The following is a 25,156-nucleotide window of genomic DNA, read 5'->3' on the forward strand; positions in this document are numbered from 1 at the left end:
CTGCGCGTGGGGACAGTCCGCCGCCGGCCTGTGAGCGAAGGAGCAAGCAAGATGCCGATCATCGTCAGCGACCAGGGAGTCGTTACCCAGATCAATGTCTTCACGGTCAAGCCGGGCGGACAGGATGCCATGATCGCACAACTCGAACGTGGCGTAGCCATTGCGCGCCAAGAGCCGGGCTGGTTGTCTGCCAGCCTGCACCGCAGCCTCGATGGGACTCGGGTGGTCAATTATGCGCAAAGCACCGATCTCGCCGCAGCGGAAGCGATCATCGCTCGGTTGCGCGACGCCGGCATGATCGCGCGTAACGCTGGGGTCGGCACCGCGCATCCTGGCCTCTATGAAGTAGTGCGCGTGTTCGAACTCTAGGTTTCGCGCATATCACGACCGGGCCGCTTGACTTCGAGCGTCACAACGCCACGTGATGCGGACGATAACGGGGGCCCGGTCGCATGCGTCACCAGTTTGTCCGTCGCTTCGTCGCGCTGGCAGCGGCGCTTTCCGTCAGCCTGTCGCTGGCGAGTTCGGCAATTGGACAGGCGACCGGTTCCTATGTCGCACCCCAGCACACCACCGGCTGGCCGGGCCTTGGTACCGGCGACGATCAGGGGGCGGCGGAAGCGTCGCTCGAGCTTGGCCCTGAACTCGAGCGCGACCGGTCACCGATCTGGATGTTGGCCGACCAGCGCCGGCTCGACAAGGCGCTCGCCGCGCTCCAGCCGCAGAAGAAAGGCGTGGTCGATGCCTATGTGGTGGTGGTCGGGCTCGACAGCGATCCGATCTTCGGGCGCGAAGCGCGCGAGGCGGGCAGGGTGCTGTCGCGCCGCTACAATGCGGTCGGACACACGATCGTGCTTGCCGGCACCGACGGGTCCGGCCCGAGCGACTTGCCCAACGGCACGCCCCGGGCGTTCGCGCTGACGCTAGCGCGGATCGCCGAACTGATGGACCGCAAAGAGGACGTGCTGGTCCTCTACACCGCCGGGCACGGCGCGCCGGTCGGGCTGGCCTATCATGACGGTGACGAGGGATTCGGCATCATTTCGCCCGCGCGGATGGCGCGAATGTTCGAAGAGCTTGGGATCAGGAACCGCCTGTTGATCCTGTCGGCCTGTTATTCGGGCGTGTTCGTGCCGGCGATGGCCAGCGAGACGACGGCGCTGTTAACCGCAGCCTCGGCTGACCGCACCTCGTTCGGGTGTTCGGCCGACCGCGACTGGACCTTTTTCGGCGATGCGATGATCAACCATGCGCTGCGCCAGCCGGTGCCGCTCGCCAAGGCCGGCGAGGACGCGCGCGCGCTGATAGCGCAATGGGAGAAACAGGGCCACGTCACCCCGTCGCAGCCGCAAATCTCGATCGGCAGCGGTGTCGGCAAATGGCTGGCCCCGCTCGAAGCCCGCATGCCCAAGACCGCGACGGCAATGGTCGGCCGCCCGGCAATCTCGATTCTCAACGATCTGGAACAGTGACGTTCGGATCGCGCATCTCTGCTTGTACTTCGGCCACCAGTTCCTTGCGACTGAGCTTGCCGACCAATGTCTTGGGCAAGGCGAGCCGCACGACCACCTGATCGACGCGTTCGTGATGGCCGAGTTGAGGATTGAGCCACGCCTTGATCTCGTCGCCGGCCGCCGTGGCGCCGTCGTTGAGCGTCACGTAAGCGCGTGGCTGCTCGCCGCGATAGGTGTCGGGGACGCCGATCACGAGCGCCTCCTTCACCGCGGGATGGCGATAGAGCACGGCTTCGATCTGGCTCGGAAAGACCTTGAACCCGCTGACCGCGATCATGTCCTTCAACCGGTCGACGACATGGATGAAGCCGTCCGCGTCGATCGTGCCGACATCGCCGGTGCGCAGCCAGGCTCCCCCTTCGTCGGGAACGAACACCCCGGCATCGGCGTCGGGCCGGTTCCAATAGCCCTTCATGATCTGCGGCCCGCGCACCAGGATTTCGCCGGGTTGCCCGTCGGGGGCGGGACGCGATGCATCCTCTTTATCGGCCAGCCGCACCTCGGTCGCCGGGATCGGTTGGCCGATCGTGCCCAATTTGCCTTCGGCCTCATAGGGGTTGCACGATACGACGCCCGAACTCTCCGACAGGCCATAGCCCTCGATCACGCGCGCGCCCGTCGCGGCTTCGAACTTCGCCTTGACCTCGGCCGGGAGCGGGGCGCCGCCCGAGATGCAATATTTGAGGCTGGAGAGATCGGCCGACGCCAGCTTGGGATGGTCGAGCAGTGCCTGGTACATGGTCGGCACGCCGGGCAGCGCGGTCGCCTTGGTCCGCTCGATTGCCGCCAGCACCTGCGCGCCATCGAAGCGCGGCAGCAGCACGATCATGCCGCCATTGGCGACGGTGCGGTTCATCACACAGGTATTGGCGAAGACGTGGAACAGCGGCAGCACGCCGATGATCCGATCCTCCTCGCCGGGATGCGGATCCAGCCCCTCGACCTGGCGGGCATTGGCCGACAGATTCTGGTGGGTCAGCATCGCGCCTTTAGGCGTGCCGGTGGTGCCGCCGGTATATTGGATCAGCGCGAGCTGGGTTGCGGGGTCGATCGCCGGGAAATCGTTGACACCGTCATTGGCGATCAGCGCGGAAAAGGCGGTGATGCGGGCATCGTCGGGGCGCTTCGTCACTTCCCTGCCGCGGAACAGGCGATAGAAAAGCGACTTGGTTGCGGGCAGGGCGCCCGCCACCGAACCCACCACCAGCCGTTCGAGCCCGCTCTGGTCGAGCACCTTGAGCGCGGTCGGCAGCAGCGCGCTCGCCGAGAGCGTGAAGAGCAGCCTGGTCCCCGAATCCTCGACCTGATGCGCCAGTTCGTCAGCCGTGTAGAGCGGCGAGAAATTGACGACGGTCGCACCCAGCTTGAGCACGCCGTAATAAGCGGCGAGGTAATGCGGAACGTTTGGCAGGAACAAGCCGATCCGGTCGCCCGGCCCATAGCCCATCCGCGCCAGTCCGGTGGCGACGCGCGCCGCGCCACCCACCACTTCGGCATAGGAATAACGGCGACCGAGGAAGTCGAGCAACGGCCGCTCGGGATAGGTTCGCGCAGTGGCCTCGAACATGTCGACCAGCGACAGAGGCGGAAAATCAGTCGCCCACGGCGTGGGGTGACGATAGGCGCTGCCGCGCCATAGGCTCTCCGCGTCTTGTCTCATTGACATTGATGTAAGCGCGCCGCCGGTGCGGCGGCAAGCGGACTTAGCGACTGACCGCGTTTCCGCTGGTCCAGGTCAGCAGGAACTTGACCGCGACCACGCCCAGATCGACTGCCGCCTGGATACGGTGCGGTGTCGGATCGCCGTCACGATGCGTCAGGATCTCGATATCGGCGGTCGGATGGCGCACAACCGCGACCAGCACGAGCAATGCCCCTAACGCGACCATCGCCTTACGCTTACGCATACCCCGCGCCTCCAGCCGCTTCCTATAAAGCCCCGGAGGGCGAGCGACAAGCCAAAGCGGCGGCCATCCGTCGCGATTTCGCAGCCGAAACGGTGTTGGAGTCTGTTTCAGCTTTGCTGAAACGGTTGCGGTGCCGGCCCGCTCCCCCACCCGACCTCCCAATCAGGGTATTCTATGGGAGGTCGGGTGGGGGAGCGCGCGATCGCGGCCGCTCTGCTTGGCATCGAACAGCGCGCGGTCGGCGCGTCGATACATCGCTTTCCAGTCGGCTTCGGTGACGAGCGGCCCGGTGCAGGCGCCGATACTCGCGGTGACGGTCAGGTCGAACGGCATGCGCGCCGATCGCAATTTGGCGAGCACGGCATCGGGTGTGACTGCGCGGTCGGCGGGACACAGGATGGCGAATTCCTCGCCCCCCATCCGCGCGATCAACGCACCCGGCGCGGCCTGGCGCAGCACGCGGGCGAAGACGCGCAGCACCTCGTCGCCGCCATCATGACCCAAGGTCTCGTTGATCCGCTTGAAATGGTCGATATCGGTCAACATCAGCGCCTGATTGGTCTCGCGGCCGATCGCCTGGCGCAGAAAGGCGCGGCGGTTGAGGAGGCCGGTCAACGGATCGGTATCGGCCAGCCGTGCTGCGATGATTTCGCGTTCGATCGCCTCGTCGCGTTCGAGCGAGAGCAAGCGGATGCGATAGGCAATTGCCAGGGTCGAGATGACTGCCTCGAACGCCATCGACAATATAGTCGAATTGTCGAGCCAGAAGCTCCAGGGGATCAGCGCCAGATTACCCAACAGGCGCAGTGCCGCGAACAGGATCGGCGCCGCCCAGGCGACCGCGAACAGCCAGAGATAGGGGCTGCCTTCGGCGCGAGCGCGGCGAATGATCGGGAAGACGACGACGACGATCGCTGCGAAGGTCAGCGAAAAGGCGGTGTCGAGCAGTTGGATGTGCCAGGGTGCGAATAAAGCAACGAACGCGGTCGCGACCACCGATGCGGCGATGATCGCGTTGACCGCCTTACCCACCCAGCCAGCGGTTACCGCGGGCACGAAGAAATAGCGCGCGAAGATCAACGCGGTCGCCGCCGCCGTAGACAGCAGGACGTAATTGAGCCGCAAGCGATCGTTGTTGAGCATGGTCGGGTTGAGCCACGCGAGCGCTCCCGACGAACTCAGCGCGTAGAGCATCAACGCCGCGACCATCGCGCAATAAGCGAGCTGGAAGGGATGACGCAGCGCGCCCCACATGGCGAGATTGTATACCAGCAAGGCCAGGCACAGCCCGCCGAACCCGGCATAGATCGCCGCCATCGCGAGGTTCGCCCGGTCCGATTCAGCAGGGGTAGCGATCGTCGGCGCGATGAGGATTCCGCGCAAATTGGCCGATCCCTCGACATGCCACATCAATCTGACTGGCGGCCCAATGGCGGCCGGGAGCGGCCATTCGATCATCGCGCCCAATTGGAGGTGGTTGCTCGCCTGGTGCCCGTCGAACCGCCAGCCGCGGATCTTGCCGTCGGGATAGAGGGCATAGAGCGTCACGGCCTCCTGCCAAAGGCTCCCGATGCGTACGTGCGTTCGGTTCCCCACGTCGGGAACGTTGGTCAGCGGCTGAGAAATCACCCAGTAATCGCCCGCGCCGAACCAGGTCTGGCGATGCGTGCAATCGTATCGCGCGGTAGCGCCGAACATGGCGGCCGGCTGGTCGCCCGCGCGTGCCGAGGCGACGCAGGTCGACAGCGGCGCACCGACGACGGCACCGCGCGCCCGAGCGGGAAACGCCCATAGCGAGGATATAGCCAGCAGCAGGGCCGTCATCAGCAAGGTGGGAAGGCCGGCAAAGCGCATGCCGCCGACCTAATCCCTCGACCGCAAATTATTGGTAAATCGCACGCATAATATGGTGATTTATCCTTTTATTCAGCAGGGCTTGAACCCGCCCAGCGTGATCCGCGGCTTGCACTTCTTTTTCGGCGGCTCGTTGCCGCTATTGCCGTTGGCAGCACCGCCGTCATTATCGCCCATGTCATCCATTCCCGGCATGCCGAGCATGACCGTGGTATTGGAGCGATAGCGAACCTTGGCGGTCCAGTCGGGCTTCCATGGCAACCGCGCATTGGCCGGGCGCGGCGGATAGGCGAAATTGCGTTCGGGACCATAGGCATAAAGCTGGGTCATCATGAAGCCGCCCGCTGCGCGTTTCACTTCGGTCGGGATCTGGCAGCTCGTCTGGCTAGGCGGCATCACGATCTTTCGGGCGATCAGGCCGGAAACCATGTCGGGCGCGATCCAGTCGGCCAGCCCGCCGCCGAACTGCTTGCCGCTGGCGGACGTCCACCACACCATGTCTGCATCCTCGCCACCTGAACCCTGGGCGCCGATCAGCCAGGCATAATAGCCGGTCGCCAGCGGGACGGAATTCCAGTTCAGCATCTGCGATCCGTCGGATTGCTCGCTGCCACGCGCGTTCAACGGCGCCATGAAATCCTGATCGAGCGCGAACTTGATCTCGGGCGAATAATTGCCCGCGACGCGATGATCGCCGATCAGCGAGGACCCGGGTTTGGCCGACTTGCCCGATTTGGCATTCGGCCATTCACCATAGGTGCGCGATGTGCTCGCGGTGGGGCCGCGGTCGACCGGCACATCGGCGGTGAACAGGCCCGGCGGGAATTGCTGTTGGCCCAATTTGGCAAAGTCGACGACCACTGGCTGGCCCGGGCCGACATGCGCGCCGCAGCCCCAGAAGATCAGCAAACGGCCCTTCGGTCGGCGCATCTCGCCCGGCATTCCTTCGGTCGGGGTCGACTGGGGCGAGGTCAGCGGGACCGACGGGCCAAGCTGCATGCCAGCGGGCATGAAGTGATCGGCCTGCGGCGTGCTGCCGGCCGGCGCGAGCGTCGAGCCCAGGCGCAAGATCAGCGTGTGCGCGACCGAACCGCCGCCACGCCCGCCGCCGAACATCATTTTCATCGGATTGGCGCCGCCCGCGCCGAAGCCCGACGTGGTCGCGACATCCATCTGATAGCGTGCCTTTGGCGGTGCCGACGGCGGCGCCGAATAGCCGATGCTCACGATCGTCGCGATTGCCGCGGCACCGGCCGCTAACGGAATCAAATGGCGTCGCATGGATACACCCCCGCTCTGGTTGTGCAGCCGGATAGCATGATAGCCGAGTCCCCAGATTGGACGAACCCGACGGGCAGCTTGCTTGACTCGCGGAACCATCGGGGTCGTTATGCGATCGGAACGTGGTTAACGGATGAGGGCGTGATGACCCGATCGCTTGTGTTCGTCGGCTTGCCGGCCGTCATGTCGGCCGCTGCGCTGATCGCGCCGGCAGCCGCCGCCTCCGACTATTACGATCGCGATATCCAGACGACGGTGATCAGCGTTGCCGATCTCGATTTGTCGACCGGCTGGGGCATGGACCGGCTGATCAAACGGCTGCGCGGCCGGATCGACGATATGTGCGGCTGGGATGAGGATTGCCGCGACGAGGCGTGGCTGAGCGCCGACTGGCAAGTCGCCCGCGCGGTCACCCGCGACCAATGGCGCCGCCGCATCGCGTTCGAGCGCGAAGCCGATCGGCGCTATTACCGGATGCGGCGTTTCGCACCGCCGCCACCGCCACTGGTCGTGGTCCAGCCACTGCCCAGGATCGCCTATCTGCCGATCCCCGCGCCACCGGCGCAACTCGTGTCGAAGACGACCAAGATCACCACGACCACGACCAAGACGACGACCATCATGCTGACCTATCGCACGCCGCCGGCAACGTTCCGCCCGGCCTGGAAACCGCGCTGCGCCTGTGTGGAGTAGAGGCGGTCGACGATCACGTATTGGTTAATCGGTGCGCGCGTCCCGTTCGACAACGAGCAGATGTGCCTTGGACGAGCGCTGCAGGACGTCGAGCGCCTTCAGTATGATGGCGCGGGCGACCGGCAGGGCAGTACAATACCAGTCAGGGCCGGAGCCGGCAGCTGGCGGACACCCGCGCCGGACTGCATCGCGCCATCGCGCGCTCGGGTAGCGTCACCACGAAGCCGAGATTGAGCGGATCGGGAGCGCCCGGGTAATAGTCCGTGCTCACCGCTTGCGCCCCGCTCGCCATCGCGGCCTTGGCCTTGGAATAGTCACGGCTGCGCGCCTCGACCGTATTGGCGTCGGTGCGGGTCCGCACGATCAAGCCCTCGCGCACCCATTTGCGGATCTTCGCGCCGTCGACAAGCGGGTCCTGGACGATCTGCACCGCCGATTCGGGCTGATCGTCGGGATACCAGCCGAACATCGCCCGCCCCGCGAGCGAAGGGTGTCCGACGCGATAGAGATCAGACACCGCCGCGCGCACGTCGAGCAGGATGTAGATACGCCCCCGCGCGGCCGTCAGCGCCGGCCAGCCGCGGCTATGCACCGCTTCGCGCAGCGTCGCCGCGCCCCCGCGCACCTCGTCCGGGGTGATCAGCCGCTTGCCGGGGAGCACGGAACGGATCTCTCGATCCAAAGCATCGAGCAGGGGCTTGTCGAGCGCCAGCGGGACGGTGATTCCCGGCCGCCCCGAAGGCGTGTCCGCGGCATTGATCGTGATCATGATCGGCAAGTGGTCGGGATGCGCCCGTGACCAGCGATCGACTTCGCCGAGGCACTCGACCAGGGTCGTGCAGGTGCTGAGATAGTCCACATCAGGAATGTGGAACACCTTGAAGCCGGGCTTGAGCATCTTCGCCCGGTCGAAACCGGTCGCCTCCCCGGCTGCCCGCGCCAAGGCCTCCCCCTTTGGGTCGGCATAACGCCCGCCCTCGGGATCGGCGAAGATGTCGATCTCGATCTGACGCACGCCCGCGTCGAGTTGCTGGGCCAGCGGCAGATGATAATAATCGAGCCCGTCGGCCATCGCCGGCGCCGTCGAGCGGATCTGCGCCATGACGGCCGCCGGAATCCGCGCCTTGAAGCTGTTGTGCGAACCGATGACCTGAATGTCGTTCATCGCACGCGGCGGCGTCGCCGTGCCGGCCAACGCCAGCGCAGCGGCGGTGAGAAGCCCCTTGAGCATCAGAACTCCGTCCGCACGCCGAACAGGATCGTCCGGCCCCAATAATGGATCTCGTTATAGCGCAGGGGATCGTCGTTATAGCTATACTGCTTCGCTCCGGCGATGTTGATCGCTTCGACACTCAGCGTCGTCTTGCCGATCATCCGGACGGAGACGTTGCCGTCCAGCGAGCCGAAAGCATCGACATAGCTCGGCGTCTGCGTGGTGCTGCCCGTGCCCGAGAGATACTTGTCGCGCCAGGTGTAGGAAAGCCGCGCCGACACCGGGCCGTAATCATAGAAGCCGACCAGGTTAAAGCTGTTCTTCGACAGGCCGATCAGCTGATCCTTGATCGTCCGCGCGCCGGCCGTGTAATTCGCCTGCACCGACGTGTGGGTGTACGACGCCTGGATACCCAGCCCGTCGAACGGCTTGGGCAGGAAGGTGAATACCTGGTTGTAGGCCGCCTCCGCGCCATAGACCTTGGCATTGCCGCCATTGACCTGCGTGCTCAGCAGGATCGTGCCGCGGCCCGGAATCTCGACATTGACGTTCTGCGCGGTGATGTAATTGTCCATCGCCTTGTAGAACAGGGCCGCGGTGAGCGAGCCCTTGCGATTGAAATACCATTCGAGCGAACCGTCGAACTGGGTGGCGAGGAAGGGCACGAGCTCGGGATTGCCGCCGCTTCCGGTCGGCGCGTCGGTGGACACGCTGATCTGCGGCGCGCTCTGGGTCACGTTGGGTCGAGTCAGCACGCGGCTGGCGGCGAGGCGCGCGATCAGGGTCGGGCTCAGCTCGGCGCGCAGGTTGAAGCTCGGCAACCAGTTGTTGAAGGTCTTGGGAAAGCTCGCCGGCGTCGGCGCGGTGCCGATCGTCAATGTGCCGCTCGCCACCTGATCGGTGTGCACGTAGCGCACGCCGATATTGCCGGTCACATCGACTCCACCCAGCGCGAAGGCATAATCGGCGCGCAGATAGGCGCTCGCCGTCTTCTCGGTCACCACATAGGAGGCACGCAAGTCGCTCGCGGACAGCGGCGCGTTGGCCACGGCGTCGGTGAACAATTTGTCGTAGAAGACGCTGGTGATCGGCACGAGCCAGCTACGCGGCGCATTGCCGGGCACGCCGCTCAGGAAGTTGTCGAACGGGATTTGCTCGAACCCGTTCGGCGCGAAGCCGGTCAGCGGAATCTGGCCCGGATTGACGGTGAAATCGCGGCGCCAATAATCCCGCTTGCGCGAGTGATATTCGCCGCCGGCCGTGATCTTGCGGAGAAAGCCATGCATGTCGTGACCGACGTCGAACCGGGCGTATCTGTCCCAGTCCTTGCTGTTCTTTGGCGCGATGTTGAACGGATAGAGCACGTAGTTCGCGGCATTGGTCGGGTCGACCGGCGTGGTGAAGGTCGGGATCACCTTGTACCCGCCCGACGCGTCATAGGTCAGCGGCGCAAAGAACATCGCGCGGCTGCGCACGGTGCCTTGGGCATAGCTGGGGTGGAAGCTATGCGCGTAGGACCAGTTGAGATTGGCCGAGATGTCCCAGCCGTCGGGCTTCCAGCTCTGCTTCAGGCCGATGCTGAGCAGGTCGTGACGGTTGAGGCTGTATTCGCGCGACGCCATGAAACGCACGTCGTTGATCGTCGCGGCGACGACGGTGTTGCCGTCGAGCTTGACCGATCCCGGCACCAGCACCGGGCGGTGTCCCGCGACGCTGGTGTCATCGGGATAGATGTCGAGGCCGAATTCATCATAGGCGACGTCGAGCCGCGTCGCGAGCACGTCGAGCGTGGTCTCGAGCCCGGGCGAGGGCCGCCACTGCGCCGAGATCAACCCCGAGAGGCGCTTGCGGTCCTCGGTCTCGATCGTCGGACGGGTGCGGGTCGGCGTGTAAAAGCCAGTGCCAAGCACCGACGTGAACCGGTCGAGGGTCCAGCCCGTATTGTACCAGCGGTCGTTGCGGACCGACTTGGCCCAATATTGCGCGCCGGCGAGGATACCGAACGTGCCGTCGCCGTTCTTGAAGCTGGTGATCGCGGTGGCGTTCGGCTTCACCTTGTCGGTCATCGTCGTCCAGGTACCGCGCAGATTGAGCGTGGTCTTGGTACCGACGTCGAGCGGGCGAAAAGTTTTGACGTCGATATTCCCGCCCAGCGCGCCTTCGGTCATGTCGGCGGTCGGCGTCTTGACCACGTCGATCTGCGACACGAACTCGGCTGGCAGCATCTCGAAGCGGAACTGGCGGCCATTGGCGCCGCCATTTTCGATCAGGTCGTTGATCGCGATCGTGCGGCCATTGAGCATCGTGCTCTGGAACTGCGGCCCGAGCCCGCGAACGCTGACATAGAGTCCCTCGCCGCGTGGCCGAGTGATCGCCACGCCCGTGACGAGCTGGAGCGCCTCGGCCACATTCTGGGTGGGGAATTTGCCGATATCGGTCGACGCGATCGAATCGACACCATAAGCGGCCTGGCGTTTGGTCTCGGCCGCTGCGGCGAGGCTCCGCGCATAGGAGCCGGTCACGACGATATCCTCATCGGAGCCTGCCGGCGCATCCTGCACGCTTTGGTCGGCGCCCGCGGCCACGGTCTGGGCATGCGCGGATTGGGCGATGCCCAACGCGGCGAAGGTAAATGGAAGCGTCGCCCGAAGCAGGCGTGAAGTGCGCGACATTTTTGAGTTTCTCCCCTCGGGTGTAGTCCCCGGCGGGGCCGCCAATAAGCCCGCCCTATTGCGTTTCGGCGGCGGAGTGGTTGCAGAAGCGTTTCAAGTACAAGTCGCTTGGATGACTCGGATTGCCTGATCGCTCCGGGTCCGGGAGGTGGATCTGCGAAGCTCCGGGCGACGTTTCGCCCGGCCTGGAAGCCGCGCCGCGCCTGCGTGGAGTAGGGCGGCTGACGATCGCGTAGTTGGCGATCGGCGGATGTGGTGGTCGTTCGCTGGTACGAGTTCGGGACCTGCGACACCGGGCGTCGCTAAACTCGATCAAGAGAGTATTTGATTAGCTGGGTCGGCGATGTTTGATTGCCGTTCCAATCTTAGGCGGCGATAAAAGGTGTTATGCGCGTTCTTTTCCTGATCGGCTCCATCGCGGCCCTTCTTGCTGCAGCCCCGGCAAATGCGCTGTGCTTTTACACAAAGGCAGATTTCTACGCCGGAAAGGCGCGTTCCTACACCTCCATCCCGCAAGAGTTTCGGGATTCACGCTGGGTCGTCCGCGCGCGGGTGACTAACGCCCGTTACCATAGCACCGACAGCGACAGCTGGACGCTCTATACGGTCCGCGTGCTCGACCGGTTCAAAGGCCCGTCGACACACGCCATGCGCGTGTTCACATATCGCGACAGCGGCGGTTTCTATCTGGATAAGGGCCCTAATTTGCCGGATCGAGCCAACGACTATCTCCTCTTCCTCAACCCGGCGACCCAAGTTCTGCCGCGTGGTATGAGAAACGTCGTCGAGGTCAATTTCAGCTGCGGGCAGTCGCGACCGTGGAAAGAGCTTACCCGCACCGATCTTGCCAAGCTGGACCTCCTCGCCGGCCGATCGCGCCGTTAGCGGCGATGATCTCAACTTTCATTCGGCTACGCGCCCCGCTTCGGTCATTCGGCGAGCTTGATGCGCAGTCCAAAAGCCGCCGTTTACCGCTGCACCAGATCCGGCGCCGACCGGGAGCAGGCCGCTTGAACAGTCGGTTGCGCTCTATGCGAACGACCAGGGCGGATCGGCGAGTGCCTTGGACAGATAGTCGATCAGCAGTTGGACGCGTTGTGGCCGTAACGGGTTGGGTGGCATGACGAGGTGCAACCCGAGCGGCTTGGGCAACCATTCAGGCATGCCGATTTCCAGTGCCCCGCTACGCAGTTCCCGCCACACCAGGAACTCGGGTTGCAGCGCTAGGCCTTGCCGTGCCAGCAACAACGGATTGAGCATGTCGGCATTATCCGCCCAAAGGCGGACTGGCGGTTCGACCACTTCCTCGCCGAACAGCGGGTGGCTGAACCGCCAGGCGCCGCGTTGCGTGCTCCCGGTATAAACCAGCGCATCGTGACGCAGGAGTTCGGCCGGATGCGTCGGACGCCCGCGCGCGTCGAAATAGCCCGGTGCCCCGACCAGCAGAATCCGCACGGTGCAGAGCTTGCGTGCCAGAAGCGATGAATCCTCGAGGCTGGCGATGCGCAGCGCGAAATCGAATCCCTCGGCCACGAGATCAACCCGCCGGTCGCTCAGCGCCAAATCGAGCGTGATGTCCGGATAAGCGTCGAGAAATTCGGGCAACACGGCGCCAAGATAGGCGGTGCCGAACGACAATGGCGCGCTGACCCGCACGAGCCCGCGCGGTACTTTCGACTGATCGGCGGCTTCGTCTTCCACCGCCTCCCCTTCGGTGAGGATCCGCGATGCGCGATCGAGCGAGGCGCGGCCCGCTTCCGTCAACGACAGTCGGCGCGATGTGCGCGCGAGGAGCGCAAATCCCAACCGCTTCTCCAGCCGCCCGATCGCCTTCGACACGGTGGGGTTGGACAAGCCGAGTTCGTTGGCAGCGCCCGAAAAAGAGCCGATTTCGGCGACCTTCGCAAAGATCGCCCAAGCTTCGAGGTCGGGAAGTCGTCTTGTCATTTTCGGCAATGATGTGATGCCAACGTTTCTATTTCGTCAAGTCGGTTTCGACCGCATCTTGCAGTCATCGGAGCAACGACGCTCCTCCGGAGACACAAGATGATCGAACGCCGCCCCTTCGCCGAGCTTGGCAGCGCCAATCACGGCTGGCTCGACGCCAAGCATCATTTCTCGTTCGCCAATTACTATGATCCTGCCCGGATGGGCTGGGGCCCGATCCGCGTGTGGAACGACGACACGATCGCCGCAGGCACCGGCTTCCCGCCACATGGCCACGCAGACATGGAGATCATCACCTATGTCCGTGAAGGCGCGATCACGCATCAGGACAGTCTCGGTAATATCGGACGCACCGAAGCCGGCGACGTTCAGGTGATGAGCGCCGGATCGGGTGTCCGCCATTCCGAATATAACCGCGAACCCGGTACGACGAAGATCTTCCAGATCTGGATCGAGCCCAAGACCCGTGGTGAAACCCCGTCCTGGGGCGCCAAGCCCTTCCCCAAGGGAGATCGCTCTGGGCGTTTCGTGACGCTGGCCAGCGGTTTTACCGATGACGCCGATGCGCTGCCGATCCGTACCGACGCCCGCATCGTCGGCGCCACGCTGAAGGCTGGCGAGACTGCAGAATATCCGCTGGGCGATGGTCGTCACGGCTACCTCGTACCCGCGAGCGGCTCGGTCGAGATCAACGGAATCCGCCTCGAGGCGCGCGATGGTGCGGCAATCGCCGACGAACCAGTGCTCCGCGTCACCGCGATCAACGACGCCGAGATCGTCCTGGTCGACGCCGCCTGAGTGATTTTTTGTACCGCGTACGCCCCATCACACGACCACAGGGAGAATGACCATGACCACCATCACCACGCAGGACGGCACCGAGATCTTCTACAAGGACTGGGGTCCCAAGGACGGGCAGCCGATCATGTTCCATCACGGCTGGCCGTTGAGCTCCGACGACTGGGACGGGCAGATGATGTTCTTCGTGCAGAAGGGATATCGGGTCATCGCCCACGACCGGCGCGGACATGGACGCTCGACCCAGTCGGCGACCGGTCACGACATGGATACCTATGTCGCCGACGTGATTGAGCTGACCGATGCGCTCGACCTGAAGAATGCGATCCATATCGGCCACTCGACCGGCGGCGGCGAAGCCGCGCGCTATGCCGCGCGGGCCAAGCCGGGCCGCGTCGCCAAGGTCGTGCTGATCAGCGCCGTACCGCCCCAGATGGTGCAGACGCCCAGCAACCCCAATGGTGTGCCGATGTCCGTGTTCGACGACATCCGTGCCCAGACCGCCGGCAACCGCGCCCAATATTATTACGACTTCACGATGCCTTTTTACGGCTTCAACCGCGATGGCGCGGAGGTGAAGGAGGGTGTGCGCCTCAACTGGTGGCGGCAGGGAATGATGGGTGCCGCGCTGGCGCACACCCTGGGGATCGCAGCCTTCTCGGAGACCGACTTCACCGAGGATCTGAAAGCGATTACCGTGCCCGCTCTGGTGCTGCACGGGGAAGACGATCAGATCGTGCCGATCGACATCTCCGGTCGGCTGTCGGCCAAGCTCATCCCCGGGGCGCAGTTGAAGACCTATCCGGGCTATCCGCACGGCATGCCGACGATCCACGCAGATCAGATCAACGCCGATCTGCTCGCCTTCATCCAGGGCTGAACGAGCAAACCGCGTGGCGCATTCAACGCGCCACGCGGTCTCGCACTATCGAGGAATTGCATCATGAAGCGCTCGATCTTTCTTGCGGCCGCCATCTTGTTCACGGCGTCCAGCGCGTCGCTGGCGCAACCGGCCCGATCCGAAGGCGGCGCTGCCATCACCGCGGACTATTCGGTCGGCCCGCAATATGATTCGACCCATGTTTACGTCGCGCCGGAAGACTTCGATCGCTTCATCGCCAGCTTTGTCGCCACGTTTGGCGGCACGGCCAGCAAGCGCGGCGAGTTTCAGGTCACGCCGACGGCCAGCATGACTCTCTCGCAAGTCGCGATGACGCCAGCCGGAATGGTATCGGTGTTCGGGTTCAAGACGCCGGTCCCTTATCCGTTCGGGTCGGAGCGCACCGGGTATCTCGTCACCGATATCGATGCCGCCGTCGCGGCGGCGAGAAAGGCGGGCGCCGTTCGCCTGGTGGATACCTTCCCCGATCCGATCGGCCGCGACGTGCTCATCCAATGGCCCGGCGGCGTGAACATGCAGCTCTACTGGCACACCGTGAAGCCGAGCTACGCGCCGCTGGCCACGGTGCCGGAGAACCGCGTCCACCTGACGCCGGATGCGGCCGACATGTTCGTCAAAAGCTGGGTGCGGTTTTCGCACGGCCGCGTCGTGTCAGATGACAAAGCGGCGCCGGGCGTTGAGATTGGCGAACCCGGCAAGACTTACCGTCGAATTCGGCTGACCTCGGGCTATGGGCGGATGGCGATACTTGTCAGTGGTGGAGCATTGCCTTGGCCCTACGGGCGCGAACTGACGGGATATGCCGTGCCTGACCTGTCCGCTACGCTGGCCAAGGCAGCGACGACGGGCGTCGAGCAACTCGTCGCGCCACATGCGGAGGGGGATCGGCAATCAGCGATCGTCCGATTCCCAGGCGGCTATATTGCCGAAGTTCATTCCCCAGCACGCTGATGGCGGAGTTCCCGCATTGGGTCACTTGTAGAACCGTCCGCGAGGCGTGCGGAAACGAACATTGCAGGCGCCTCGAATCACTCATGATTGCAGATGTTTGTTCGTCGTCTAAGGTGGTTGGCAGAGTCGGACCAAATGGAGTGCCGATGCCTAAGGTGGGAAACGATCCGCGCAAGCACATCACCGCCTTGCTTGCCGCAGCAGCGATAGGGCTCTTCTCCTATTTCGTTGCCGCACTCCTGATCCTGCACGTGTTGAAGCCAGACTATACCGTCGTCGACCACATGATCAGCGATTATGCGGTGGGGCGCTTTGGCTGGATCATGACCACCGCCTTCACATCGCTCGCGATCGGCTGTCTGTTGTTGGGAATCGGCATGTTCCGACAGGGTCCGCCATCGTGGCTCGGCCGGCTCGGCGCAGTCCTCTTGATCGTCGTCTTCGCCGGTCTGGTCGTTACGGCAATCTTTCCCACCGATCTCGAAACCGCCCCATCGACACGAACGGGCGACCTTCACGCACTGAGCTTCTTCGTGAACATCGTCGCCATCCTGTTGTCGGCTGTGTCGTTCGGGCTGAGTTACGGCAGTGACGAATATTGGCAGCGTCGAAGGGGCTTCGCGCTGGGATTTTCAGCGCTTTTGATTGTCGCCTTCTTCGCCCAATTCTTCACCCTTCACAGAGGCGCTCCCTACGGGCTCACCAACCGCGCGTTTGTTGCGATCCTGATGTTTTGGCTTATTTCAACGAGCCTGTGGCTGCGCCAGATCGCGATTGTACGTTCCTGAACCAACGACGTAGCGAGCCTTCAACGTGTGGTTTCGCGGCCCGTTTCCTAATGCGGTCCGACGGCAAGCGCGCCTATCAGTCGAGCTCGTGAATGCTACTTGGGCGTAGACCGCTTTGCGCCCTAATTGTGGCCGTTTCATTCCGCTCGGGTGGTGCTCGCAAGCGGCCACCCCAGCGAAAAGCAGCGATCCGATGACGAGACTGGAGGCGCATTTCCTCAGAGGGGCGCAGGAGCGACGTGTCGATCAAAGGCATAATGGAGGCGCACGCAGCCGCGATCGAGGGCCTCGGCGGACAGCAGCCGCGGGTGCGCGCGGACCCCGGTTGCGGGGAACAATGGGCGTCCGCCACCGATCAGATCTGGCATGATGTAGATCTCAATTTCGTCCAGCGCGCCTTGCTCGATAAAAGCCATCTGCAACTGCCCGCCACCGAGGATCCAGACGTCGCCGTCGCTCAGCGCCCGGAGTTCTTCGACAAGCGCATCCACGTCGGCTCGAACTGCGAGCGGGCCCTTCGGCGTGACGATAGGTTGCGAGGTAACCACGAGGACACGCTGGTCTCCATACGCCCATGGCGCATCGTCATTCTCGAGGAAGTCGTAGGTGCCGCGCCCCATGACCACGGTCCTGATACGTTGAACAAAGGCGCGATAGTCGTGCTCGCCGAGGTCGAGCCCTTCATGCGCGAACAGCCAGTCGAGGCGATCGTCCGCAGTTGCAATATATCCATCGAGGCTGGTCGCTATATAACCCAAGATCCTCGCCACCCAACATCTCCTTGTATATAAACAAACGGCCGTTTATAAATTTGGCATGGGAAGAAGCAAGACCGTTTCGGACGTCGCGCTGCTCGACCTGCTGCTGCCGGCGTTGCGGGACGACGGGCCGGCCGGGCTGACCTTTTCTAAGGCATCAAACGCGGCAGGGCTGTCGCCCGCAAGTCTGGTCCAGCGGTTTGGAACGCGCGACGCGATGATCGTAGCGGTGCTGTCGCATGCATGGGATCGCCTAACTGCGACGACGGCGACGCTCGACGCGGAGCTGCCGCCGACCCCGCAAGGGGCCATCGAACTGCTGCTGCGACTGCTCCCCGGAGACGAGGCGGACTATGCGGTTGGCGACGGGCTGATGCTATTGCGCGAGGACCTCCGCAACACGGCGCTGCGCGCGCGGGGGGCGGCTTGGGGGGCGTCGCTCGCGACGGCGCTTGGGCGACGCCTTGCCAATGAACATGCCGAGGCGCAGCGGCTGGGATGGCAAATGGCCAGCCTCTGGCAGGGTGCGCTCATCTGGTGGGCGTTCACGCGCGGCACTCGGGTCGAGGATGCTGTCGCGCGCAGCCTGGAGGGCTGGTGCCGGAGTGTCGGCCTGCTCCCTGACGCGTGAAGGGCGTTTGCGTTAGATCATATGGCGGCCACATCGAGCGCTCCGAACGGCGGCAATCGCGCCCTTCGTCTCAAAAAACGGCCATCCGCAAACGGCCCAATTCCAGCCCTCCGCGCTCGATAAAGCTTGCAGCACAAAGAGACCGCAAAGCTCGAATATGAAACGGGCCAGGGATCGCTCCCCGGCCCGTTCTGGTTTTTGGCCGATGCCTCGGCTTATTTCGCTTCGGCCTTGGCGGTCTTGCCGCCCTTCTTGCCGGGTTTCTTGGGCGCGGCAGGGGTGATCTCGAACGACAAGGCATTGTCCTTCAATTTCACCACCACTTCGCCGCCATGGACCAGCTTGCCGAACAGCAATTCCTCGGCGAGCGGCTGCTTGATCTTCTCCTGGATCAAGCGGCCCATCGGACGCGCGCCGTAGAGCTTGTCATAGCCCTTGGCGGTCAACCACTTCTTCGATTCGTCATCCAGGCTGATATGGACGTTGCGGTCCGCCAGCTGCAGTTCGAGCTGCAGGATGAACTTCTCGACCACGCGGGCGACGACCTCGGTCGGCAAGTAGCTGAACGGCACGATCGCATCGAGGCGGTTGCGGAATTCCGGCGTGAACATCTTCTGGACCGCCTGCTCGTCCTCGCCCTCTCGAGTGAGGTTGCCGAAGCCCAATGTCTCGCGCGCCATGTCCGACGCGCCGGCATTGGTGGTCATGATCAGGATGACGTTGCGGAAATCGACCGACTTGCCGTGCTGATCGGTGAGCCGCCCATTGTCCATCACCTGCAACAGGATGTTGAACAGGTCCGGATGCGCCTTCTCGATCTCGTCGAGCAGCAGCACGCAATGCGGCTGTTGGTCGACCGCATCGGTCAACAGGCCGCCCTGGTCGAACCCGACATAGCCCGGAGGGGCGCCGATCAGCCGGCTGACCGAATGACGCTCCATATATTCGGACATGTCGAACCGCTGCAGCGGGATGCCCATGATCGAGGCGAGCTGACGCGCGACCTCGGTCTTGCCGACGCCGGTCGGGCCGGTGAACAGGTAATTGCCGATCGGCTTTTCGGGGTCGCGCAAGCCGGCACGGCTCAGCTTGATCGCCGAGGACAGCTTCTCGATCGCGTCATTCTGGCCGAACACGACGCGCTTCAGATCGGTGTCGAGCGTCGCGAGAGCGAGCGTATCGTCCTTCGACACCGATTTCGGCGGGATGCGCGCCATCGTCGCGATCACCGCCTCGATTTCACGCGTGGTGATTGTCTTCTTACGGCGGCTCGGCGGCACCAGCATCTGCATCGCGCCGACTTCGTCGATCACGTCGATCGCCTTGTCGGGCAGCTTGCGGTCGTTGATGTACCGCGCCGACAATTCGACCGCCGCTTTGATCGCGTCGGGTGTGTATTTGACCTGGTGATGCTCCTCGAACGCCGAGCGCAGGCCCGCCAGGATCTTCACCGTGTCCTCGATCGTCGGCTCGTTGACGTCGATCTTCTGGAACCGGCGCAGCAGCGCGCGATCCTTTTCGAAATGGTTGCGGAATTCCTTGTAGGTGGTCGAGCCGATGCAACGGATCGTGCCGCCCGACAGAGCCGGCTTGAGCAGGTTCGACGCGTCCATCGCGCCGCCGCTGGTCGCGCCGGCGCCGATCACGGTGTGGATCTCGTCGATGAACAGGATCGCGTCGGGCATCTTCTCGAGCTCGGTGACGACCTGCTTCAGCCGCTCCTCGAAATCGCCGCGATAGCGCGTGCCGGCGAGCAGCGCGCCCATGTCGAGCGAATAGATGACGGCAGGCTTGAGCACGTCGGGCACGTCGCCCTCGATGATCTTGCGCGCCAGGCCTTCGGCGATCGCGGTCTTGCCGACGCCGGGATCGCCGACATAGAGCGGATTGTTCTTCGACCGGCGGCACAGGATCTGCACCGTGCGATCGACCTCGGCGTTGCGGCCGATCAGCGGGTCGACCTTGCCGTTCTTGGCCTTTTCGTTGAGGTCGACGGTGAATTGCTTGAGCGCGCTTTCGTTCTTGCCCTTGTCGCTCTTGGTCGACTTCTCTTCCTCGGCGCCCTTGGGAGTCGAGGCTTCGACGGGCGCGCCGCCCTTGCCGACGCCGTGCGAGATGAAGCTGACCGCGTCGAGACGGCTCATATCCTGCTGCTGCAGGAAATAGACCGCGTAGGATTCGCGCTCGCTGAACAGAGCGACCAGCACGTTGGCGCCGGTCACTTCGTCGCGGCCCGACGACTGGACGTGGAGGATCGCGCGCTGGACGACGCGCTGGAACCCGCTGGTCGGCGACGGGTCGGTGGCCTTGTCGACCTTGAGCGCATCGAGCTCGGTGTCGAGATATTGCGCGACGGTCATCTTGAGCTCGTCGAGATCGACGCCGCACGATGCCATCACCTTGGAGGCATGTTCGTCATCGACCAGCGCAAGCAGCAAATGCTCGAGCGTCGCATATTCGTGGCGGCGCGACGAAGCGGCTTCGAGCGCCTTGTGAAGGGTGGTTTCGAGCGCGGAGGCGAAACTCGGCATTAGACTATTACTCCTGACGGGCCGCATGGACGCACGGCCCTTTTCCCTAATGTCGGGACGGGAGGGCCCCGCATCAAGCGCCGGCCATTCTTCGCATCGTCAGGTCGGCCAATTCCCGAAAAAAGCCTGGCCGGCGCGAAGATGCGATTCGCGCTCATCGCTTGAATAGCGAGTCAGCGCTTGCACGATGGTTAACGGCGCGTTGCATATGTTTTTTGACGCGGGCGATTTCGCCTTCGAGGAGAGCGATCCGCTCCTCGAGCTCGGCCACCGACAGTGGATCGAGGTCCTGTTTTACCAGGAGCGCGATCGCGTCGCCAGGGCGCGGAAGATTCTCTTCGGAATCCATGACCGTGAACGTTGACCCTGGGCCGGGCGATGTCAATAACCCGAGAAGGTTTCCGACGAAGGGGTGCGAATGGACGCGATACCGACCGTGATGCGCGCGATCGATCCGGAACAACCAGGCGGACCCGAGGTGCTGCGGATCGTCGAGCGTCCGGTACCGACACCCGGCGAGGGTGAGGTATTGATCCGCGTCGCTGCCGCCGGAATCAACCGACCCGAAGTGCTGCAACGGATGGGTGCCTATCCGCCGCCGCCGGGCGCGCCGTCTATCCCGGGGCTGGAAGTCGCCGGCACGATCGTCGCGATCGGCGCCGGCGTGGAGCGCGACCTGGTCGGCCAGCCGGTCTGTGCGCTGATCGCCGGCGGCGGCTACGCCCAATATGCGGTCGCGCCTTATGGCCAATGCCTCCCGGTGCCGGAGGCGCTGACCATGATCGAAGCCGCGGCGATCCCTGAGACGCTGTTCACCGTGTGGACCAATTTGTTCGAGCGCGGTTACGCGGCCGAGGGTGACACCGTCCTGGCCCATGGCGGCACCAGCGGTATCGGCACGATGGCGATCCGATTGTGCAATCTGTTCGGCGTGGAAGTGATCGTCACCGCCGGATCGGACGAGAAATGCGCGGCGGCCAAGGCGGTCGGCGCCGATCATGCGATCAACTACAAGACCGAGGATTTCGTCGAGCGGGTGAAGGCGATCACCGGCGGCAAGGGGGTAGCGGTGGTGCTCGACATGGTCGGCGGGGACTATGTCCCGCGCAACATGCAATGCCTTGGCGATGACGGCCGCCATGTTTCGATCGCGGTGCAGGGCGGCGGACAGGCGACGATCCCGATCTTCGAGATCATGCGCCGCCGGCTGACGCTGACCGGATCGACGCTGCGCCCGCGTTCGGTGGCATTCAAGACCGCGGTCGCCGACGAGCTCGCCCGCACGGTGTGGCCGCATGTCGAGGCGGGCGAGTTGAAGCCGGTGATCGACACCGTGTTCGCGTTCGATCGGGCGCCCGACGCGCACCGGTTGATGGAATCGGGCAATCATGTGGGCAAGATCGTCCTTGAAATCGGATAGGACGAAAAAGGGGGAATAGATGGGCGATTGGGATGACCCCAGCGTGCCGCAGGAGCCGCGGTCGATCTGGCATGACGCGTTGCTGGTAGGGGCGCTCCTGATCTTCATCGGCGCGCAATTCGTATCCGACCGGCCGATCGGATTCGTCAATCGTCCGGTCGTCGCCGATGTCGCGCCGTTGCCGCCCAAGGCCGATCGCGATCGCTACGCTACCTATATCTCGAACGCGACGTACATGATTCCCAAGCTGAAGCGCCCCAATGCGCTCAACGCCGCGCGGGCGATCGCCCGCTTCCTGACGGCTGCTCCCGATTCTTCGCGACCGCCGGTGCGCGTCGGCTATTCGGCGCGTGAGGTCGATGCGTTCGGCATGCCGTTCTTCGCCTATAAGGAGGCAGGCTACGTGCTCTATTTCGACGATTGGGACAGCGACGGTTCCTTTCTGCTCGCCGCACCGATCGGTTCCGAGGGACTCGACCTGTTGCGCAAGGAAACCGCGTCCGATGTCGGCAGCGGCTGGATTTTCCCGTTCTGGGCGCATTTCTGGGGCTGGGTGCCGCTGCTGCTCGGCGGCGTCTGGGGCTGGCTGCACTACCGTCGGCGCGAACGCCGTCGCGCGGCGCTGGGAATCATATAAGCCCGGCTGATCACCACGCGGACGTTTTTGGTTGGACTTGGGCGTCGGCTCGCGCTTTTTCTCGCAGCTGCTAGCCAGAGGGGGAGCGCGATGGCCAATCTGATCCTGCACGAATATTCGGCGTCCGGAAATTGCTACAAGATCCGGCTGACCGCGGCGCATCTCGGGCTCAAGCTCGACCGGCGCGAATATGACATCATGAAAGGTGAGACGCGGTCCGACGCGTTCCTGTCGGGAGTCAACGCCAATGGCCGCATTCCGGTGCTCCAGGTCGGCGATGACTTCCTGCCCGAAAGCAGCGCGGCATGCTTCTACCTTGCCGACGGATCGGCGCTGATCCCGGCCGATCGCTTCGACCGCGCCGACATGCTGCGCTGGATGTTCTGGGAGCAATATAATCATGAGCCCAACATCGCTACGATCCGATTCTGGATGACCCTGATCGGGGAAGACAATCTGACTGACCTCCAGCGCGCCCAATTGCCGGTCAAGCGCGCGGCGGGGGATGCCGCGCTAACCCTGATGGACGAGCATCTGGCGCAGACGCCTTTCCTTGCCGGCGGCCGCTTCAGCCTCGCCGACATCGCGCTCTATGCTTATACCCATGTCTGCGAAGAGGGTGGGTTCGAGCTGCACCGTTATCCGGCAGTCCAGACCTGGATTGAACGAGTTGCCGCATTGCCGGGGCATATCGCCATCACCGACTGATCTGGCTTAGTCGGAAGACGCCGGCGATCCGGTAGGTAGCCATACCGAGAAACACGCGCCCGAACGGTCGGCGCGATTGTCGGGGACGATCCAGCCACCATGCGCCTCGGCAAGTTTCGCGGCGAGCGTGAGGCCGATGCCGCTTCCTGGCCGTCCGGCACGGCGGTCCGCTCCCGCTCGCCAGAACGGCGTGAATAAAAGCGGCCCGTCCTCTGGCTGAAACCCGCGTCCTTCGTCGATCACGCTGGCGACGGCGAATCCGCCCGACATTGTCAGGCGGACGTCCACCCGGCTTCGATCGGGCGCATGTTTGATCGCGTTGGTGAGGATGTTGGTGAACACCTGGGTCAGGCGGACCGGATCGCCCCAGATCCGCACGGCCTCGTAGGATTCGACCAACGACACGCCGCGTTCCGCCGCCGAGGGCCGCAGATCCACGACCGCCGCGCGCAACACCGCTTCGAGATCGATCTGCCGCCGATCGAGGGCAAGCTCGCCGGCATCGGCATGGGCGAGCGTCCGCAGGTCCTCCACGATGTGCGAAAGGTGTTCGACCTGGCGCAGCAACCGGTCCGCTTCGCCCGTTGCCGGATCGATGACGCCGTCGCTCAGACCGTGCAGGCGTCCCTTCAGAATAGTGAGCGGCGTGCGCAATTCATGCGCGATACCGGCGGTAAGCACGGTCCGCTCGCGTTCGTACGCCTCGATATCGGCCGCCATCTTGTTGAAGCTGTCGACCAGTTCGCCGGTTTCGCCCGAGGTCGTACCCTTGATCACGCGGATCGACCGGTTGCCCGCCGAAACCTGGGCGGCGGCTTGCGCAACCGCGGTGATCGGCCGGCTGATGCGGCGCGCGAAGATCATCGCCACCGCACCGCCGACGATCACCGATACCGTGCCGATGGCCAGGATGAACCTCAGGTCGGTAAGGTCGAGAACGTCGCCGCCATACCGTTCGTAGAGCTGGAAATAGCGGTCGCTGTTGCGCTGATGCTTCGCGGCCAGCACACTCAATTCGGCGCGTGCCGCGGGCGGCATGTGTCTGGTAGCCAGGTCGAACTGGTAATAAAGCGAGGTGCGGTAGGCAGCCAGGCCGACGACCATCGTGATCACGGTCATCGCTGCTGCCAGTAGTAGCATCCGCGTGACGATACGGTTCAGGATTCGGGCCATAGTCGATATCCCAATCCGCGCACCGGCTCGATCATCTGCGCGCAGCCGGCCGCTGCCAGTTTCTGACGTAATTTCGACAAATGGCTGTCGACGACGCGATCATAGGCATCGCTGTCGGGCGAGGCGGCGTCGAGGAGTTCGCTGCGCGAGAAGGCGCGCCGCGGCTGCTTCGCCATGTGCGCCAGGATTTCGAACTCGGTCGGCGTCAGCGCGATCCGCGCGAGCGTCGCATCCTTGTCGTTGCGACAGCTCACCACGCGCGCATCGAGTTCGATCACCAGCTTGCCGACCGACAGCGTCTGTCGCCCGAGTGCCCCATGCACCCGGCGCAGGACCGCACGGACGCGCTCGACGACTTCGGAAGGGTTGAACGGCTTGGTGACATAATCGTCAGCGCCCATTCGCAGCGAAGAGAGCTTCGTCACCTCGTCGTCGAGCGCGGTCACCATGATGATCGGCGTGTCCATGCGGCGACGGATGGCGACCAGCGCTTCGAGTCCGTCGCCACCGGGCAGGCCGATGTCGAGCAGCACGAGATCGGGATGCAATTGGGCATGCGCGCGGATCGCTTCCTGGACATTGCTCGCGCGCGCCACCTCGAAGCCGCCGCGTTCGAGATAGGCGGCCAGCAACTCGGCGATCTCCCGTTCATCCTCAACGAGGAGAATATGGTTGGTCATGCTTCCCTCTTTCGTCGCGAGACATGGAGGATCGATGGAGATCGACCTCCATCGATCCTCCATCGATCCCACGACAAGGCTTCATCCAGCACCGCCATC

24 protein-coding genes are annotated in these 25,156 nt (G+C 64.0%); 12 read left to right on the forward strand and 12 right to left on the reverse strand.

The genetic code is table 11. The annotated features are described in order from the left end of the window. Positions 1 to 51 precede the first annotated feature (51 nt). Both AC1DSD_RS09905 and AC1DSD_RS09910 read left to right on the forward strand, forming a co-directional pair. On the forward strand, positions 52 to 369 hold the full coding sequence (locus AC1DSD_RS09905; protein ID WP_478029860.1) for an antibiotic biosynthesis monooxygenase family protein: 318 nt from the start codon (positions 52 to 54) through the stop codon (positions 367 to 369). Positions 370 to 452: 83 nt separating this feature from the next. Beyond that, positions 453 to 1,472: a C13 family peptidase gene (locus AC1DSD_RS09910; protein WP_478029861.1), complete on the forward strand. Its 1,020-nt coding sequence runs from the start codon at positions 453 to 455 to the stop codon at positions 1,470 to 1,472. Here the strand turns inward: AC1DSD_RS09910 and AC1DSD_RS09915 are convergent. From AC1DSD_RS09915 to AC1DSD_RS09930, 4 genes are all read right to left on the reverse strand, one after another. Continuing rightward, positions 1,453 to 3,174, reverse strand: coding sequence for a long-chain-fatty-acid--CoA ligase (locus tag AC1DSD_RS09915; RefSeq protein ID WP_478029862.1), 1,722 nt, complete (start codon positions 3,172 to 3,174; stop codon positions 1,453 to 1,455). The genes AC1DSD_RS09910 and AC1DSD_RS09915 overlap by 20 nt on opposite strands. A 43-nt stretch (positions 3,175 to 3,217) precedes the next feature. Continuing rightward, entirely contained in the window at positions 3,218 to 3,421 is a 204-nt protein-coding gene (locus tag AC1DSD_RS09920) for a hypothetical protein (protein WP_478029863.1), read from the reverse strand. A 162-nt stretch (positions 3,422 to 3,583) separates the two neighbouring features. Next, positions 3,584 to 5,275 carry a sensor domain-containing diguanylate cyclase gene (locus tag AC1DSD_RS09925; RefSeq protein WP_478029864.1) on the reverse strand — a complete coding sequence of 564 codons (1,692 nt, stop codon included), beginning with the start codon at positions 5,273 to 5,275 and terminating at the stop codon, positions 3,584 to 3,586. Between the two features lie 72 nt (positions 5,276 to 5,347). Beyond that, positions 5,348 to 6,556 (reverse strand): hypothetical protein, encoded by a 1,209-nt coding sequence (locus tag AC1DSD_RS09930; protein WP_478029865.1) that lies wholly within the window; start codon positions 6,554 to 6,556, stop codon positions 5,348 to 5,350. Between the two features lie 144 nt (positions 6,557 to 6,700). Here AC1DSD_RS09930 and AC1DSD_RS09935 point away from each other — a divergent pair, with 144 nt between their 5' ends. Next, positions 6,701 to 7,249 carry a UrcA family protein gene (locus tag AC1DSD_RS09935; RefSeq protein ID WP_478029866.1) on the forward strand — a complete coding sequence of 183 codons (549 nt, stop codon included), beginning with the start codon at positions 6,701 to 6,703 and terminating at the stop codon, positions 7,247 to 7,249. 142 nt (positions 7,250 to 7,391) lie between these two features. On the opposite strand, the gene AC1DSD_RS09940 is transcribed toward AC1DSD_RS09935, so the two are convergent. Then, a complete protein-coding gene (locus AC1DSD_RS09940; protein ID WP_478029867.1) occupies positions 7,392 to 8,480 on the reverse strand; it encodes a Ca2+-dependent phosphoinositide-specific phospholipase C in 1,089 nt (362 codons plus the stop codon). After that, positions 8,480 to 11,134: a TonB-dependent receptor gene (locus AC1DSD_RS09945; protein ID WP_478029868.1), complete on the reverse strand. Its 2,655-nt coding sequence runs from the start codon at positions 11,132 to 11,134 to the stop codon at positions 8,480 to 8,482. The genes AC1DSD_RS09940 and AC1DSD_RS09945 overlap by 1 nt, the downstream gene beginning before the upstream one ends. Positions 11,135 to 11,521: 387 nt before the next feature. On the opposite strand from AC1DSD_RS09945, the gene AC1DSD_RS09950 reads away from it, so the two are divergent. Further along, a complete protein-coding gene (locus AC1DSD_RS09950) occupies positions 11,522 to 12,019 on the forward strand; it encodes a hypothetical protein (protein WP_478029869.1) in 498 nt (165 codons plus the stop codon). A 144-nt stretch (positions 12,020 to 12,163) separates the two neighbouring features. Here AC1DSD_RS09950 and AC1DSD_RS09955 read toward each other — a convergent pair whose 3' ends face one another. Beyond that, positions 12,164 to 13,081 carry a LysR family transcriptional regulator gene (locus tag AC1DSD_RS09955; RefSeq protein ID WP_478029870.1) on the reverse strand — a complete coding sequence of 306 codons (918 nt, stop codon included), beginning with the start codon at positions 13,079 to 13,081 and terminating at the stop codon, positions 12,164 to 12,166. A gap of 99 nt (positions 13,082 to 13,180) precedes the next feature. On the opposite strand from AC1DSD_RS09955, the gene AC1DSD_RS09960 reads away from it, so the two are divergent. From AC1DSD_RS09960 to AC1DSD_RS09975, 4 genes are all read left to right on the forward strand, one after another. Next, entirely contained in the window at positions 13,181 to 13,879 is a 699-nt protein-coding gene (locus AC1DSD_RS09960; RefSeq protein ID WP_478029871.1) for a pirin family protein, read from the forward strand. 52 nt (positions 13,880 to 13,931) lie between these two features. Then, positions 13,932 to 14,759: an alpha/beta fold hydrolase gene (locus AC1DSD_RS09965; protein ID WP_478029872.1), complete on the forward strand. Its 828-nt coding sequence runs from the start codon at positions 13,932 to 13,934 to the stop codon at positions 14,757 to 14,759. A 63-nt stretch (positions 14,760 to 14,822) separates the two neighbouring features. Next, positions 14,823 to 15,731, forward strand: a complete 909-nt coding sequence (locus AC1DSD_RS09970; RefSeq protein WP_478029873.1) for a glyoxalase — start codon at positions 14,823 to 14,825, stop codon at positions 15,729 to 15,731. A 155-nt stretch (positions 15,732 to 15,886) separates the two neighbouring features. Then, positions 15,887 to 16,519 carry a DUF998 domain-containing protein gene (locus AC1DSD_RS09975; protein ID WP_478029874.1) on the forward strand — a complete coding sequence of 211 codons (633 nt, stop codon included), beginning with the start codon at positions 15,887 to 15,889 and terminating at the stop codon, positions 16,517 to 16,519. 218 nt (positions 16,520 to 16,737) lie between these two features. On the opposite strand, the gene AC1DSD_RS09980 is transcribed toward AC1DSD_RS09975, so the two are convergent. Further along, the gene (locus AC1DSD_RS09980) at positions 16,738 to 17,289 is read right to left on the reverse strand and encodes a dihydrofolate reductase family protein (protein WP_478029875.1); all 552 of its coding nucleotides are present in this window, start codon (positions 17,287 to 17,289) and stop codon (positions 16,738 to 16,740) included. Positions 17,290 to 17,335: 46 nt separating this feature from the next. On the opposite strand from AC1DSD_RS09980, the gene AC1DSD_RS09985 reads away from it, so the two are divergent. Beyond that, positions 17,336 to 17,908 carry a TetR/AcrR family transcriptional regulator gene (locus tag AC1DSD_RS09985; protein ID WP_478029876.1) on the forward strand — a complete coding sequence of 191 codons (573 nt, stop codon included), beginning with the start codon at positions 17,336 to 17,338 and terminating at the stop codon, positions 17,906 to 17,908. A 215-nt stretch (positions 17,909 to 18,123) separates the two neighbouring features. On the opposite strand, the gene clpA is transcribed toward AC1DSD_RS09985, so the two are convergent. Together clpA and AC1DSD_RS09995 are read right to left on the reverse strand one after the other, a co-directional pair. Then, a complete protein-coding gene (clpA, locus tag AC1DSD_RS09990) occupies positions 18,124 to 20,439 on the reverse strand; it encodes an ATP-dependent Clp protease ATP-binding subunit ClpA (RefSeq protein ID WP_478029877.1) in 2,316 nt (771 codons plus the stop codon). Positions 20,440 to 20,593: 154 nt separating this feature from the next. Beyond that, positions 20,594 to 20,788 (reverse strand): DUF1192 domain-containing protein, encoded by a 195-nt coding sequence (locus AC1DSD_RS09995; protein ID WP_478029878.1) that lies wholly within the window; start codon positions 20,786 to 20,788, stop codon positions 20,594 to 20,596. A gap of 69 nt (positions 20,789 to 20,857) precedes the next feature. Between AC1DSD_RS09995 and AC1DSD_RS10000 the strand changes: the two genes are divergently transcribed. The 3 genes from AC1DSD_RS10000 to AC1DSD_RS10010 all read left to right on the forward strand — a co-directional run bounded on the left by AC1DSD_RS10000 (position 20,858) and on the right by AC1DSD_RS10010 (position 23,204). Next, the gene (locus AC1DSD_RS10000; RefSeq protein ID WP_478029879.1) at positions 20,858 to 21,859 is read left to right on the forward strand and encodes an NAD(P)H-quinone oxidoreductase; all 1,002 of its coding nucleotides are present in this window, start codon (positions 20,858 to 20,860) and stop codon (positions 21,857 to 21,859) included. A 19-nt stretch (positions 21,860 to 21,878) separates the two neighbouring features. Continuing rightward, on the forward strand, positions 21,879 to 22,496 hold the full coding sequence (locus AC1DSD_RS10005) for a hypothetical protein (protein WP_478029880.1): 618 nt from the start codon (positions 21,879 to 21,881) through the stop codon (positions 22,494 to 22,496). Between the two features lie 90 nt (positions 22,497 to 22,586). Continuing rightward, a complete protein-coding gene (locus AC1DSD_RS10010) occupies positions 22,587 to 23,204 on the forward strand; it encodes a glutathione S-transferase family protein (protein WP_478029881.1) in 618 nt (205 codons plus the stop codon). A 6-nt stretch (positions 23,205 to 23,210) separates the two neighbouring features. Here AC1DSD_RS10010 and AC1DSD_RS10015 read toward each other — a convergent pair whose 3' ends face one another. Beyond that, positions 23,211 to 24,377, reverse strand: a complete 1,167-nt coding sequence (locus AC1DSD_RS10015; protein ID WP_478029882.1) for a sensor histidine kinase — start codon at positions 24,375 to 24,377, stop codon at positions 23,211 to 23,213. Continuing rightward, positions 24,362 to 25,057, reverse strand: a complete 696-nt coding sequence (locus tag AC1DSD_RS10020; RefSeq protein ID WP_478029883.1) for a response regulator — start codon at positions 25,055 to 25,057, stop codon at positions 24,362 to 24,364. Before AC1DSD_RS10020 ends, AC1DSD_RS10015 begins: the two co-directional genes overlap by 16 nt. Positions 25,058 to 25,156 lie beyond the last annotated feature (99 nt).

This window comes from Sphingomonas sp. P4_D12 (assembly GCF_056401895.1).

Coding starts and splice junctions, on each gene's coding strand:
- AC1DSD_RS09905 (WP_478029860.1), top strand. CDS start 52: ATGCCGATCATCGTCAGCGACCAGGGAGTCGTTACCCAGATCAATGTC.
- AC1DSD_RS09910 (WP_478029861.1), top strand. CDS start 453: ATGCGTCACCAGTTTGTCCGTCGCTTCGTCGCGCTGGCAGCGGCGCTT.
- AC1DSD_RS09915 (WP_478029862.1), bottom strand. CDS start 3,174: ATGAGACAAGACGCGGAGAGCCTATGGCGCGGCAGCGCCTATCGTCAC.
- AC1DSD_RS09920 (WP_478029863.1), bottom strand. CDS start 3,421: ATGCGTAAGCGTAAGGCGATGGTCGCGTTAGGGGCATTGCTCGTGCTG.
- AC1DSD_RS09925 (WP_478029864.1), bottom strand. CDS start 5,275: ATGCGCTTTGCCGGCCTTCCCACCTTGCTGATGACGGCCCTGCTGCTG.
- AC1DSD_RS09930 (WP_478029865.1), bottom strand. CDS start 6,556: ATGCGACGCCATTTGATTCCGTTAGCGGCCGGTGCCGCGGCAATCGCG.
- AC1DSD_RS09935 (WP_478029866.1), top strand. CDS start 6,701: ATGACCCGATCGCTTGTGTTCGTCGGCTTGCCGGCCGTCATGTCGGCC.
- AC1DSD_RS09940 (WP_478029867.1), bottom strand. CDS start 8,480: ATGCTCAAGGGGCTTCTCACCGCCGCTGCGCTGGCGTTGGCCGGCACG.
- AC1DSD_RS09945 (WP_478029868.1), bottom strand. CDS start 11,134: ATGTCGCGCACTTCACGCCTGCTTCGGGCGACGCTTCCATTTACCTTC.
- AC1DSD_RS09950 (WP_478029869.1), top strand. CDS start 11,522: ATGCGCGTTCTTTTCCTGATCGGCTCCATCGCGGCCCTTCTTGCTGCA.
- AC1DSD_RS09955 (WP_478029870.1), bottom strand. CDS start 13,081: ATGACAAGACGACTTCCCGACCTCGAAGCTTGGGCGATCTTTGCGAAG.
- AC1DSD_RS09960 (WP_478029871.1), top strand. CDS start 13,181: ATGATCGAACGCCGCCCCTTCGCCGAGCTTGGCAGCGCCAATCACGGC.
- AC1DSD_RS09965 (WP_478029872.1), top strand. CDS start 13,932: ATGACCACCATCACCACGCAGGACGGCACCGAGATCTTCTACAAGGAC.
- AC1DSD_RS09970 (WP_478029873.1), top strand. CDS start 14,823: ATGAAGCGCTCGATCTTTCTTGCGGCCGCCATCTTGTTCACGGCGTCC.
- AC1DSD_RS09985 (WP_478029876.1), top strand. CDS start 17,336: ATGGGAAGAAGCAAGACCGTTTCGGACGTCGCGCTGCTCGACCTGCTG.
- clpA (WP_478029877.1), bottom strand. CDS start 20,439: ATGCCGAGTTTCGCCTCCGCGCTCGAAACCACCCTTCACAAGGCGCTC.
- AC1DSD_RS09995 (WP_478029878.1), bottom strand. CDS start 20,788: ATGGATTCCGAAGAGAATCTTCCGCGCCCTGGCGACGCGATCGCGCTC.
- AC1DSD_RS10000 (WP_478029879.1), top strand. CDS start 20,858: ATGGACGCGATACCGACCGTGATGCGCGCGATCGATCCGGAACAACCA.
- AC1DSD_RS10005 (WP_478029880.1), top strand. CDS start 21,879: ATGGGCGATTGGGATGACCCCAGCGTGCCGCAGGAGCCGCGGTCGATC.
- AC1DSD_RS10010 (WP_478029881.1), top strand. CDS start 22,587: ATGGCCAATCTGATCCTGCACGAATATTCGGCGTCCGGAAATTGCTAC.
- AC1DSD_RS10015 (WP_478029882.1), bottom strand. CDS start 24,377: ATGGCCCGAATCCTGAACCGTATCGTCACGCGGATGCTACTACTGGCA.
- AC1DSD_RS10020 (WP_478029883.1), bottom strand. CDS start 25,057: ATGACCAACCATATTCTCCTCGTTGAGGATGAACGGGAGATCGCCGAG.